The organism is Saccharopolyspora sp. NPDC002578, assembly GCF_053592695.1.
Genome location: NZ_JBSFWJ010000112.1, coordinates 1 through 12,714, shown reverse-complemented (window position 1 = coordinate 12,714; position 12,714 = coordinate 1). Strand labels below are relative to the sequence as shown.

General features: G+C 70.5%; 13 protein-coding genes. 8 read left to right on the top strand and 5 right to left on the bottom strand.

Annotation, left to right across the window (positions count from 1 at the left end; all coding sequences use genetic code 11):
* Nucleotides 1-124: 124 nt before the first annotated feature.
* The 4 genes from ACWD38_RS28840 to ACWD38_RS28825 all read right to left on the bottom strand — a co-directional run bounded on the left by ACWD38_RS28840 (nucleotide 125) and on the right by ACWD38_RS28825 (nucleotide 4,666).
* Nucleotides 125-1,042 carry a 2-hydroxy-3-oxopropionate reductase gene (locus tag ACWD38_RS28840; protein WP_450125326.1) on the bottom strand — a complete coding sequence of 306 codons (918 nt, stop codon included), beginning with the start codon at nucleotides 1,040-1,042 and terminating at the stop codon, nucleotides 125-127.
* Nucleotides 1,042-1,842 carry a hydroxypyruvate isomerase family protein gene (locus ACWD38_RS28835; RefSeq protein WP_450125325.1) on the bottom strand — a complete coding sequence of 267 codons (801 nt, stop codon included), beginning with the start codon at nucleotides 1,840-1,842 and terminating at the stop codon, nucleotides 1,042-1,044. Before ACWD38_RS28835 ends, ACWD38_RS28840 begins: the two co-directional genes overlap by 1 nt.
* Before the next feature lie 586 nt (nucleotides 1,843-2,428).
* Nucleotides 2,429-3,151, bottom strand: coding sequence for an aspartate/glutamate racemase family protein (locus tag ACWD38_RS28830; RefSeq protein WP_184480339.1), 723 nt, complete (start codon nucleotides 3,149-3,151; stop codon nucleotides 2,429-2,431).
* A gap of 39 nt (nucleotides 3,152-3,190) precedes the next feature.
* The gene (locus tag ACWD38_RS28825) at nucleotides 3,191-4,666 is read right to left on the bottom strand and encodes an NCS1 family nucleobase:cation symporter-1 (protein ID WP_450125324.1); all 1,476 of its coding nucleotides are present in this window, start codon (nucleotides 4,664-4,666) and stop codon (nucleotides 3,191-3,193) included.
* 353 nt (nucleotides 4,667-5,019) lie between these two features.
* Here ACWD38_RS28825 and ACWD38_RS28820 point away from each other — a divergent pair, with 353 nt between their 5' ends.
* From ACWD38_RS28820 to ACWD38_RS28785, 8 genes are all read left to right on the top strand, one after another.
* Entirely contained in the window at nucleotides 5,020-5,784 is a 765-nt protein-coding gene (locus tag ACWD38_RS28820; protein ID WP_425503607.1) for a bifunctional allantoicase/(S)-ureidoglycine aminohydrolase, read from the top strand.
* 99 nt (nucleotides 5,785-5,883) lie between these two features.
* A complete protein-coding gene (locus ACWD38_RS28815; RefSeq protein ID WP_184480345.1) occupies nucleotides 5,884-6,792 on the top strand; it encodes a LysR family transcriptional regulator in 909 nt (302 codons plus the stop codon).
* A gap of 154 nt (nucleotides 6,793-6,946) precedes the next feature.
* Complete coding sequence (locus ACWD38_RS28810; RefSeq protein WP_450125323.1) at nucleotides 6,947-8,320, top strand: MFS transporter; 1,374 nt, start codon at nucleotides 6,947-6,949, stop codon at nucleotides 8,318-8,320.
* A gap of 177 nt (nucleotides 8,321-8,497) precedes the next feature.
* Entirely contained in the window at nucleotides 8,498-9,775 is a 1,278-nt protein-coding gene (locus tag ACWD38_RS28805) for a flavin-containing monooxygenase (protein WP_184480349.1), read from the top strand.
* Nucleotides 9,772-10,239 carry a RidA family protein gene (locus ACWD38_RS28800; RefSeq protein ID WP_184480351.1) on the top strand — a complete coding sequence of 156 codons (468 nt, stop codon included), beginning with the start codon at nucleotides 9,772-9,774 and terminating at the stop codon, nucleotides 10,237-10,239. The genes ACWD38_RS28805 and ACWD38_RS28800 overlap by 4 nt, the downstream gene beginning before the upstream one ends.
* Complete coding sequence (locus ACWD38_RS28795; protein WP_450125322.1) at nucleotides 10,236-10,904, top strand: DUF1028 domain-containing protein; 669 nt, start codon at nucleotides 10,236-10,238, stop codon at nucleotides 10,902-10,904. The genes ACWD38_RS28800 and ACWD38_RS28795 overlap by 4 nt, the downstream gene beginning before the upstream one ends.
* Entirely contained in the window at nucleotides 10,904-12,046 is a 1,143-nt protein-coding gene (locus ACWD38_RS28790) for a M20 family metallopeptidase (RefSeq protein ID WP_450125321.1), read from the top strand. Before ACWD38_RS28795 ends, ACWD38_RS28790 begins: the two co-directional genes overlap by 1 nt.
* Before the next feature lie 76 nt (nucleotides 12,047-12,122).
* Nucleotides 12,123-12,497 (top strand): MmcQ/YjbR family DNA-binding protein, encoded by a 375-nt coding sequence (locus ACWD38_RS28785; protein ID WP_450125320.1) that lies wholly within the window; start codon nucleotides 12,123-12,125, stop codon nucleotides 12,495-12,497.
* A gap of 33 nt (nucleotides 12,498-12,530) precedes the next feature.
* On the opposite strand, the gene ACWD38_RS28780 is transcribed toward ACWD38_RS28785, so the two are convergent.
* Nucleotides 12,531-12,714 (bottom strand): hypothetical protein (locus tag ACWD38_RS28780; protein WP_450125319.1); only part of this gene is annotated, 184 nt, incomplete at its 5' end.

Here is a 12,714-nt window from a genome sequence, read left to right as displayed (position 1 = left end):
TTCTCAGCGGCTTCCTCGCGAGGACAGCGATTTCGCCGTGTATCGGACATACATCAGAAATCGATCCCGCAGCGAGGAAGCCGCTGAGGTTCCGCAGAGCGACCCCCTACAAAAGCCATCGAACTCAAGAGCGGCCGTTCAGCTGGGTGATCTGCTTCAGCAGGGCTGAGTGGTCGAGGGCGCCGTCACCTTGAGCCACAGAAGCGGCGACGAGTTGGGCGACCAGGGTGCCGAGGGGTGCGGTGAGGCCTGCTTCGCGGGCGGCGGCCTGCACGATTCCCATGTCCTTGTGGTGCAGTTCGAGGCGGAAGCCGGGACCGAACTCGCGGTCGCGCATCTTCGCGCCCTTGGCGTTGAGCACGCTGCTGCCCGCGAGGCCGCCGCCGAGCACGTCCAGACCTGCCTCGGTGTCGACGCCGTGGGCCTCCAGGAACACCAGCGCTTCGGCGAGCAGGCCGATGTTGCCCGCGACGATGAGCTGGTTGGCCGCCTTCACGGTCTGCCCGGCACCGGCCGGTCCGACGTGGACGATCGTGGCGCCGACGGCGCCGAGCACGTCCTCGGCGGCGGCGAACGCGTCCGCCGCACCGCCGACCATGATCGACAGCGTGCCGTCGATCGCCTTGGGCTCGCCGCCGCTGACCGGCGCGTCGAGCGCCCGCACCTCCCGCTGCGCCGCGGCTTCGGCGACGCGGCGGGCGGTGTCGGGGCGGATGGTGCTGCAGTCGACGAGCAGCGCGCCCCGCTGCGCGTGGGCCAGCACGCCGTCCTCGCCGAGCACGACGGCTTCGACGTCCGGCGAGTCCGGCAGCATGGTGAACACGACCTCGGCGCCCGCGACCGCCTCGGCGACGCTGCCCGCGGCGGCGCCGCCGTCGGCGACCAGCTGGTCGACCTTGGCCCGGCTGCGGTTGTACCCGGCGACCTCGTGCCCGGCAGCGACCAGGTTGGCCGCCATCGGGCCGCCCATGATGCCCAGGCCGATGAATCCGATCTTGCTCATCGTCGTGGTGCCTCCCTTTCCCCGTGGTGTGCTGCGGATCAGCGCGCGAGCCAGCCGAAGCTGTCCGCACTGGCCCCGCTCGGCTTGTACTCGAGGCCGAGGTACCCGGTGTATCCGGCGGCGTCGAGCGCGGCGAAGTAGTGGTCGAAATCGATGTCCCCGGTGCCCGGCTCGCCGCGGCCCGGGGCGTCCGCGATCTGCACGTGGCCGATGTCGCGCGCGCGCCGCTCGATCACCGCGTCGAGGTCGTCGCCGTTGACCGTCAGGTGGTAGAGGTCGAACAGCAGCCGCAGGTTGTCCACGCCGCCTTCCTCGTGCACCCCGTCGACGACCCGCAGCGCGTCCGCGGCCGTCAGCAGCGGGTAGGTCGGCACACCGCTGACCGGTTCGATGAGCACTCGCCCGTCGATGCGCGCGGTCGCCGCCGCCGCGCGGATGAGGTTCTCGGTCGCCACATCGTCCTGTTCGGACGGTGCGACGCCGTCGATGCGGTTGCCGTAGAGCGCGTTGAACGCGCGGCAGCCGAGCCGGTCACCGATGCCGACGGCGACGTCGAGGTTGTCGAGGAATTCGCCGGCGCGCTTCGGGTCGGACAGCACGCCGCGCTCGCCGGACGGCAGGTCTCCGGCGAAGAAGTTCAGGCCCACCAGCGCGACGCCGGCGTCGGAGACGGCCCGCACGAACGCGTCGACCTCGCGATCCGAGGGCACCGCGGCCGGGAAGGGCCACCAGTACTCGACCGCGTCGAACCCGGCGGCCTTCGCCGCCGCGGGTCGCCGCAGCAGGTCGAGTTCGGTGAACAGGATCGAGAGGTTGACGTCGTACCGGACGGAACTCAAAGGAACCTCCCTCAGCAAATTTCACAATGTGAAATCTTTATTTTGTATAGTGATAGATTAGCGAACGCGGTTTTGCCGGTCAACGCTTTTCAGCACACCGGGGAATGACGACATCGCCATCGGTGACACGTCGAGCCGCCGCAGCGACGAACCCAGAAGTCGTTGCGGTGCGGGAAGTTCACGGATCGACGCAGGACGAATGACCGTCCACTGTGGCCATGAATGGAATCGCGCGCGGCGCTCGCCACGGCCGGGCGCGCAGCGGAACTGGCCGCACCGGGAATCCCGGTGCGGCCAGCCGTGGACTCAGGGCCCGTTCAGAATGATCTTTTGATCGTCGTCTTGTCAGCGGCGGAGCCGCTGAGCAGTGACCAGCCAGAGCAAGACGACCACCGGCGGGTTCTCGGCGGCTTCCTCGCGAGGACAGCGATTTCGCCGTGTACGGCATACATCAGAAATCGCGATCACACCGGCAACGGACAGCGAGGAAGCCGCTGAGGTTCCGCTGAGCGACCCGCTACGCAGGCCATTCGGAAAGGACCCCTTAGAATTCGCTTCCCCCTGCGCGGAAGCGGGCAGGACGATCTCAGGGGCGGGGCGGCCAGTTGGTCATCTTCTTGGGGCGCGGCGGGGCGTACGTCCGCACCTTCGACGTCGTCAGCCCCAGCCGGACGAGCGATTCCGCGATCGTCACCGCCGCCGTGACCCCGTCGACCACGGGCACCCCGGTGCGTTCCACCACGCGCTCGGCGAGCCCCGACATGCCGCCGCACCCCAGGCAGATCACCTCGGCCCGGTCGTCCTCCACCGCGCGCACCGCCTGCTCGGCGATGGCGTCGACGGCCGCCGCCGGATCGCGGTCCAGGTCCAGCACGGCCATGCCGCTCGCCCGCACCGACGCGCACCGGTCGCTGAGCCCCGCCGCGCTGAGCCGGTCCTCGATCAGCGGAACCGTGCGGTCCAGGCTGGTCACCACCGAGTAGGAGCGCCCGACGAACTGGGCGGTACTCGCGGCGGCCTCGGTGATGTCCACGACCGGGACGTCGAGCAGCTCCTGCAGCCCTTCCCTGCCGTGCTCGCCGTACCCGGCTTGGATGACGGCGTCGAACGGTTCCGGGTAGGCCCGGACCGCTTCCATCACCGCGACCGCCGCGAGGTAGCTCTCGTAGTTGCCCTCCACGGATTCCGCGCCGAAGGACGGCGTCAGCGGCACGATCTCGGTGCCGGGGGCCGCGACGCCCGCGGCCTGCTCGCCGATGGACTCGGTGATGGTCGCGGTCGTGTTGACGTTGACGACGAGAATGCGCACGGTCCTACTCCTCCTCCAGCTGTGCCGGGCGTTCCCGGCTCACTCCGCCGCCACCGCGATCGACTCGCCGTCCACGTCCCGCCCGTCGAGATGGCGATCACCGATGACGGCGTAGATCACGGCACCGAGGGCCGCGCCGATGAACCAGGAGAACCCGGACGCGGCGCCGAAGACCGGCACCAGCGCGACCACGACCGCGATCGCCGCGGCGGGCAGGAACGCCCAGACCGCCTTCGGGTTGTACCCGCGCCGGTAGTAGTACTCGCCTTCCGCGTCCTCGGTGTAGAGGTCCGGGACGTTCACGCGGGTCTTCCGCAGCAGCCAGTAGTCCGCCATGATCACGCCGAACAGCGGGCCGAGCAGCGCGCCGAGACCGCCGAGGAAGTAGTTCACCACGACCGGGCTGTCGTAGAGGTTCCACGGCAGGATCACCAGCCCGATCACGGCGCTGACCAACCCCGCCCGCCGGAAGTTCAGGTGCTTCGGGAACAGGTTCACCAGCACGTAGATCGGCGCCACGAAGTTCGCCAGCAGGTTGACCGCGATCGTCAGGATGATGAGCGCGACCGACGCGGTCGCGAGCAGGACCATGTTCGGGATCGTCTGCACGATGTCGGTCGGGCTGGTGATCACCCGTCCGTCCAGCTTGAACTGCGCGCCGCTGAGCACGACGACGATGACGGCGAAGAAGAGCATGTTCACCGGGATGCCGACCAGGTTGCCGCGCACGATCGACCGGCGGCTCTTGGCCGAGCGGGTGAAGTCGCAGAAGTTCAGGACGAACGTCCCGTAGATCACCACCCAGAGCGCGGCGCCTTCCAGCACCTTCAGCCACATCGCCCCACCGGTGAGCGGCTGCGCCGTGGACAACGAGATCGACCAGTCCGCGCGCCAGAACATCCAGAGCGCCAAGCCGCACATCGTGATCAGCGTCGTGGGCGCCGCGATCGCCATGTACCGGCGGATCACGTGCATGCCGTAGCTGACGATGAGGACCTGCACGGCCCACAGCACGAGGAACGTGATCCAGCCGAGCAGCGACAGGCCCAGCACCGACCGGTCCTGCAACCCGCCGAGTGCGGGGAACATGGCCACCAGCAGCGTGTTGAGCACCGAGGACGCGAGGTAGGTCTGGATGCCGAACCACGCGATGGCGACGATGCCGCGCACGGCCGCCGGGAGCTGCGCTCCCCTGGTCCCGAACGCGATGCGGCTCATGACCGGGAAGGGCACACCCGCCTTGTGGCCCATGTAGCCGGACAGCGTCAGCAGCAGGAACAGCAGGACGGAAGCGAGGGCGAAGGCGGCGAGGATGCCCCACACGTTCAGCCCGAGGGCGAACAGGCCGATCGCGAACGCGTAGTTGCCGAGGCTGTGCACGTCGTTGGCCCAGAGCGTGAAGACGTTGTAGGCGCCCCAGCGGCGCCCTTCCTTCTTCGTCGGGGCCAGGTCGTAGCTGTACAAGCGGGCGCTCGGGGCGCCTTCCGGAGCTGACGGGCGGTCCGTGGCAGTCATCGAACCGCCTCCAAGCTTGCGCTCGATGTGTCCATGATGTGAGCCGATGTTTCCGCTATGTGAAAGTATACGACTGTGATTCGGAAACGGTAGCCATCGACCTGATCGCCGTCAACAGTCACCGGAGCGCGCTCGCCGAGCCGGTAAGTCGACCACGAATTCCCCCGCGGCGGGAAGTGCGGGAAGGCGAATCCGCCGCGCACGCTCGCCGTCCCCGGCCCTCGCCACCGGCCCGGCCGGTTGTGTATACATAAACGCACCCCCGGCTTCGCGCCCGCTCCACACGAGGAAGGGATCACTTGAACCAGCCGAGCTACTTCTCGCCCGAGGGCGGCCTGCCCTCGCAGTCCACGATGCTCACCGACCGCGCGGTCGTCACCGCGTCGTACACGGTCATCCCGCGCGGCGTGCTCCGCGACATCGTCACCAGCAACCTCCCCGGGTGGGACCGCACCAGGGCGTGGATCCTCGCCAAGCCGATCCAGGGGTTCTCGACGACGTTCGCGCAGTACCTCGTCGAGGTGTCACCGGGAGGCGGCAGCACCCGTCCCGAACCGGAGAGCGGCGTCGAATCGGTCGTGTTCGTGCTCTCCGGCGACCTGCGGCTGGTCATCGACGGCACCCGGCACGACCTCGCACCCGGCGGCTACGCCTACCTCCCGGCCGGTGCCGACTGGTCGGTGGCCAACGACACCGACGCGCTCGCCAGCTTCCAGTGGGTCCGCAAGGCCTACGAACCGCTCGAAGGCCACGCGCCCGCGGCGTTCGCCGTCCAGGAGCAGGACGTCGCGCCCACGCCGATGCCCGGCACCGACGGGACCTGGGCGACCACCCGGTTCGTCGACCCGAACGACCTCGCCCACGACATGCACGTCAACATCGTCACGTTCGAACCCGGCGCGGTCATCCCGTTCGCCGAGACGCACGTGATGGAGCACGGGATCTACGTGCTCGAAGGCAAGGCCGTCTACCGGCTCAACGACGACTGGGTGGAGGTCCAGGCCGGCGACTTCATGTGGTTGCGCGCCTTCTGCCCGCAGGCCTGCTACGCGGGCGGCCCCGGCAAGTTCCGGTACCTGCTCTACAAGGACGTCAACCGCCAGATCAAGCTGACCTGACCCGCTCGGCGGGCGGCTGCCGGGTGCGCGGAGAGGTCGCGGCGCGCGGGCTAGTCTGCGGCGGAGAACCGCTTCGCAACCAGCACCTCGAGGGTCGGTATGACCACGCCCGGCTTCACGCTCGTCCAGCTCCGCTACTTCATCGCCGCCGCCGAGCGCGGCTCGATGACCGCCGCCGCCGACGAGCTGCGCATCGCCCAGTCGGCGGTCTCCTCCGCCATCGCCAACCTGGAGCACGAGCTGCGCCTGCAGCTGTTCATCCGGCACCGGGCGCGCGGGCTGACCCTCACCTCCGCCGGAGAACGCCTGCTGGCCCAGGCGCGGGACCTGCTGACCCGCGCCCGCGACGTCGAGGCGGAGGCCCGCGGCAGCGGCGGCACCCTGTCGGGCCCGGTGACGATCGGCTGCTTCGTGACGCTCGCGCCGTACTACCTCCCGGCCCTGTTCGCGGCCTGCGACGAGCACCACCCGGACATCGAGCTGAACGTGGTCGAAGCCGAAGCCGAGCACCTGCACCGGGCGCTGCGCAGCGGCGGCATCGACTTCGCGCTCACCTACGGCCTGAGCGCGCCCGCCGACACCGACCTGCACCGGGAGACCATCGCCCTGGCCCCGGCCTACGTCATCGTCCCGGCCGGTCACCGCCTCGCGGACCGGGCCACGGTCGATCTCGCCGAGCTGGCGCCCGACCCGATGGTGCTGCTGGACCTGCCCTACAGCCGGGACTACTTCCGCGCCGTCGTGGCGGCCTCGGGCAGCGCTCCCGACGTGCGCTACCGCAGCCAGAGCTACGAGACGGTGCGCTCGCTGGTGGCGCAGGGCTTGGGGTACTCCCTGCTCAACCAGCGGCCGCGGACCGATCAGACCTACGGCGGCGGCGAGGTCGTGGCGCTCGAACTGCGCGGCGACCGCCCTCCGCTGGAAGTGACGATCACCGCGGTGGACGGGGTGCGCCAGACCGCCCGCGCCCAGGCCGTCATGGACCTCCTGCGCGCCATCCCCTCCTGACCGACGGCATCTGATTTTCCGCTGCACCACAGCGGAAACATCTATTGGACGAATCCTCGCGCGCCGGGTGACGCTGTTGCGCACGAATTCGCTCCCGCCGTCGTCGCCCGGCGATCACGTCGGGGGAACGCACGATTCCCCCCAGGAGGCGCGCATGCCCACCTCGCACAACGACCCCGCGACGCCGGAGGTCGAGGTGGCCGCCGACGCGGTCGCGCTGCGCCGCAGCGTCGCGGCCGGAGCCGTCGGCGTGTTCGTGCACTGGTTCGACTGGGCGGCCTACGCCTACCTCGCCGGAACCGTCGCGACGGTGTTCTTCCCGGCCGAGAACAGCACGACCGGGCTGCTGGCCGTGTTCGGCGTGTTCGCGGTGTCGTTCGGCATCCGCCCCATCGGCGCCGCGGTGTTCGGGCCGCTGGGCGACAAGATCGGCCGCAAGCGCACCCTGTCGCTGGTCATCTTCACGATGTCCGGGGCGACGCTGGGGATCGGCCTGCTGCCCGGCTACGCCTCGATCGGCATCGCCGCTCCGGTGCTGCTGGTGGTCCTGCGGATGGTGCAGGGCTTCGCCGCAGGCGGGGAATTCGGCAGCGCGGCGAGCTTCCTGTCCGAGAGCGCACCCCGGCGGCGGCGCGGCTTCGGCGTCAGCTGGCTGGAAGTCGGCTCACTGCTGGGTTTCCTGGCCGGCTCCTTCACGTTCCTGCTGCTGTCGGTGGGACTCGACGACGGGCAGCTGACCTCGTGGGGCTGGCGCATCCCGTTCCTCATCTCCGCGCCGCTGGGCATCATCGGCTTCATCATCCGCAGCAAGATCGAGGACACCCCGGAGTACCGGGCGCTCGAAGCCAACGACACCGTCCCGCGCAGCCCGGCGAAGGAGTTGCTGCGCACCAACAAGCGGGAACTGCTCCAGGCCGCCGGTCTGATGACGGCCATGCACGTGCCGTTCTACGTGGTGCTGACCTACCTGGTCACCTACGAGACCGATCACCTCGGGCACTCCGACGGCAGCGCCGCGCTGCTGTCGACGGCGATCTCGCTGCTGGGACTGGTGCTGGTCCCGGTGTTCGGGCGCCTGTCCGACCACGTCGGGCGCAAGCCGGTTTTCGTCGGTGCCTGCGCGGCGCTGCTGGTGCTGGCCACGCCCGCGTTCCTGCTGATGCGCTCCGGATCGGCCGGGACCTGGGTCGCCGGTCTGCTGCTGGGCGTGGTCCTCGCGGCGATCCTCGGCACCTACGCGGTGTGGTCGGCGGAGATCTTCCCGACGCGCACCCGCCAGAGCGGCCTGTCCATCGCGTACAACGTGACCGCCGCGCTGTTCGCCGGGACGGTGCCCTACGTGATGACCGTGCTCATCTCCGCGACCGGCAGCACCCTCGTGCCCGGCCCGTACATGATGGTGTTCGCCGTCGGCGGCCTCATCGCCGCGCTGTCGCTCAAGGAGACCGCCGGGAACGCGCTGCTGCGCCCGGAGGACGTCGGCCCCGCACCGGTAGGACGACGGCGGGACCCGGTCGACGCGCGGTAGGCGGATTCTTCTCGGCGCGCAACGGGAAGTCCGTTCCCGCGACCGTCCGCATCGGAAAAATCGAACCAGTGCAGCGAGAACATCTGTTGGACGGAAGTGCCGCGGTGTTCGAGGATTTTCCCGCGGTGGCGCGGTGAACTCGACGCCGGGCCGACCACCGCCGGAGCGGAGGTTGACATGTCGATCGAAGAGACCGAGGTGGTCGTCGTCGGGGCCGGCCAGGCCGGTGTGGCGATGAGCGAACACCTCGGTGCGCACGGGGTGCCGCACCTCGTGCTCGAACGGGACCGCATCGCCGAGCGGTGGCGTTCGCAGCGGTGGGATTCCCTGGTGGCCAACGGACCCGCGTGGCACGACCGCTTCCCCGGACTGGAATTCGCCGCGGTGGCCCCCGATTCCTTCGCTTCGAAGGACGAGGTCGCGGACTACTTCGCCGAGTACGCGCGGCGGATCGACGCACCGATCCGGTGCGGCGTCGAGGTGACCTCGGTGCGCAAGAACGCCGGTGCGCCCGGATTCCGGGTCGAGACCTCGGACGGCGCCATCGACGCGCGCTTCGTCGTGGCCGCGACCGGACCGTTCCAGCGGCCGGTGATCCCGCCGATCGTCCCGGACGACGCCGTCGCCACGCAGCTGCATTCGAGCGGGTACCGCAATCCCGGCCGGCTGCCCGAGGGCGCGGTCCTCGTCGTCGGAGCCGGTTCGTCGGGCGTGCAGATCGCCGAGGAACTGCGCCGGTCCGGTCGCCGCGTGCTGCTGTCGGTCGGCCCGCACGACCGCCCTCCCCGCCGGTACCGGGGCCGCGACTTCTGCTGGTGGCTGGGCGTGCTCGGGTTCTGGGACGCCGACACCCCGCCGCAGGGCGCCGAGCACGTGACCATCGCGGTCAGCGGAGCCGGTGGCGGGCGCACGGTGGACTTCCGCGCCCTCGCGGACGCGGGGATCGAGCTGGTCGGCATGACGTCCTCGTACGACGGCGGGAAGCTGCGCTTCGCACCGGACCTCGCCGCGAACATCGAGCTCGGCGACGCGAAGCACCTCGACCTGCTGCGCGCCGCGGACGAGTACGTCGAGCGCAACGGCCTCGACCTGCCCGCGGAACCAGAAGCGCACGTCCTCGGCCCGCTGCCGGGCAGCGCGACCGATCCCCTGCTCGAACTCGACCTGGCCGAAGCCGATGTCACCTCGATCGTCTGGGCCACCGGCTTCGCCACCGACTACGGCTGGTTGCAGGTCGACGCGTTCGACGAGAACGGCCGGCCGGATCAGCGCCGCGGCGTGTCCGCCGAAGCCGGCGTGTACTTCCTGGGCCTGCCCTGGTTGTCGCGCCGCGGGTCCAGCTTCATCTGGGGCGTGTGGCACGACGCCCGCTACGTCGCCGACCACATCTCCACCCAGCGGGGTTACCTCGCCCAGCACACCCCCGACCGGTCCACCGACAGGAGCAGCCGATGACCTCCACGAGCGAGGGGAACCAGGTGAACGCCCCGATCGTCGCAGGCGGGCACACGCGGATCCGCCCCTTCAACACCCGCGACACCTATCCCGAGCAGAGCCTGGACAACGACCTGTGCCAGGCGGTCGTCGCCGGGAACACGATCTACGTGCGCGGGCAGATCGGGCAGGACCTCGACACCAGCGAATCGGTCGGCGTCGGCGACGTCGCGGCCCAGGCCGAGCGGGCGATGGCCAACATCGACCTGCTGCTGCGGGAGTCCGGGGCTCGGATGGAGCACCTCGTCAAGCTGACGATCTACCTCGTCGATCCGCGCTACCGCGAAGCGGTCTACCGCGTCGTCGGCCGCTGGACCCGCGGCGTGCACCCGATCTCCACCGGTGTGGTGGTCTCCGCGCTCGCCCGGCCCGAGTGGCTGGTCGAGGTCGACGCCGTCGCCGTGCTCCCCGGAGGTGCGCGATGACGTTCTCCGTGCTGGGCACCGACGGCACCGGCGCCGTCGGCATCGCCGTGACGTCCTCCAGCCCCGCCGTGGCCGCCCGCTGCATCCACCTGCGCGCGGGCGTGGGCGGGGCCTCCTCGCAGAACGTCACCGACCCGCGGCTGGGGTCGGAGCTCCTGGACGCGCTGGCGTCCGGAGCCGGGGCGCGCGACGCGCTGGCCGCGGTCGTCGAGGGCCGCGAGCTGATCGAGCACCGCCAGCTCACCGTCCTCGAACCGGGCGGCGACGGCGCCGTGTACTCCGGCGCCGAATCCCTCGGCGTGCACCGGGATCGCGTCGGTGCGCGGGTCGTCGCCGCCGGGAACATGCTGCGCTCGCCCGAGGTCGTCGACGCCGTCGTGGACTCCTTCGAGAATTCCGGCGGTGAGCTCGAAGACCGCCTGCTGCGCGCGCTCGAAGCCGGTTCCGCCGCCGGTGGCGAGGCGGGCCCGGTGCACTCCGCCGGGCTCTCCGTCGTGCGCGAAGTGGCGTGGCGCGAAACCGACCTGCGGGTCGACTGGAGCGACGACCCGATCGGCGACCTCCGGGCGCTGCTCGACCGCTGGCTGCCGCAGCGCGACGACTACGTGACGCGCGCGCTCAACCCCGCTTCCGCGCCGTCGTACGGCGTCCTCGGGGACGAGTGATGGCCGGGATCGACGCGGCGAAGAAGCGGGCCGCCGGCACCGTCGCCGGTGATGCCGAACGGCTCATCCGGCTCTCCGAACAGCTCCACGCCCACCCGGAAACGGCGTGGGAGGAGCACCGCTCGGCGCGCTGGGTGGCCGATTCCCTGGCGGAGGCGGGCTTCACGATCACGCCCGCGTACCTCGGGTTCGACACAGCGTTCCTCGCGACCTTCGGCAGCGGCCCGTTCCGCCTCGGGCTCTGCGCGGAGTACGACGCGCTGCCCGGCCTCGGGCACGCGTGCGGGCACAACCTGATCGCGGCGATCACCGCGGGCGCCGCGCGGGCCCTGGCACCGCTCGCGGACACCGCCGGGCTGACCATCGAGGTCTACGGCACTCCCGCCGAGGAGGGCGGTGGCGGCAAGGTCGAACTGCTGGAGCGCGGCGCGTTCGCCGGGCTCGACCTGGCGATGATGGCGCACCCGGCTCCCGTCGACGTCGCGGAGGCGGAACCGTTCGCCGTGTCGCACTCGCACGTCTCCTTCCGCGGCAAGGCTTCCCACGCCGCGGCCTACCCCGAGCAGGGCGTCAACGCGGCCGACGCGTTCACCGTCGCCCAGGTCGCGATCGGCCTGCTGCGCCAGCAGTTGCCGCACACCGTGCGCGTCCACGGCGTGATGACCAACGGCGGTGAGGCTCCGAACGCGATCCCCGCGCGCACCGAAGGGCGCTGGTACGTCCGGGCCGAGGACTCCGCGCAGCTGGCCGAGACCGAGCAGAAGGTGTGGCGCTGCTTCGAAGCGGGTGCCCTCGCCACCGGGACCTCGCTCGAGGTCACGCCGGAGAGCAAGCCCTACGCGGAGTTCCGCACCTACCGGCCGGCGCTGGACGCCTACGTCCGCAACGCCGAGGAGCTCGGCCGCACCTTCGGCCGGGACCCGGTGGCGCGGCGGATGAACCGCGCGTCCACCGACATGGGCAACGTGTCCCAGGTGGTGCCGGCGATCCACCCCTACGTGGGGATCGGTTCGCTCCCGGCGCTGAACCACCAGCCGGAGTTCGCCGCCCACTGCGTCGGCGGTGACGCCGAGAAGGCCCTCGTGGACGCCGCCACCGCGCTCGCGTGGACCGCCCTCGACGTCGCGACCGGCGTCCGCTGAACACCCGTCGTCCGGTCGCGCCACCCGCGCCGGGCGACGGGTCACCACCGTCGGGGGTGCCGATTACCCTCGGGCCATGACGCCCGACGAGCTCAAAGCCGCGTGCCTGGCCATGCCCGGCGCGCGGGAGGAGTTCCCGTTCGACGAGCACAACAGCGTCTTCAAGGTCGCCGGGAAGCTCTTCGCGATCAGCAGGCTCGACGCGGATCCGCTGCGGGTGAGCCTGAAGTGCGAGCCGGACCTGGCGGTGTCCCTGCGCACGAGCTACCCGAGCGCAGTCGGCCCCGGCTACCACCTGAACAAGCGCCACTGGAACACCGTCGTCGTCAACGACGCGGTCCCGGACCCCCTCGTCCGCGACATGATCGAGGACTCCTACGACCTGGTCGTCGCCGGCCTGCCGCGCCGCGAACAGGACAAGCTCCACTGGCTCAAGATCCGCCACGGCTGACCTAGGCGGCCGCCGCAAGAACCGGAGACCGTCCTAGGGGTTCTTTCGAACTGATCTTTTAATCGTTGTCCTGTCAGCGGCGAAGCCGCTGAGCAGCGACCACGCACGCAGATCGACCACCCGCGGGTTCTCAGCGGTTTCCTCGCGAGGACAGCTTTTTCCCTCGTGGCGGAGCCACTTGGAAAAAAGATCCCGCAGCGAGGAAACCGCTGAGGTT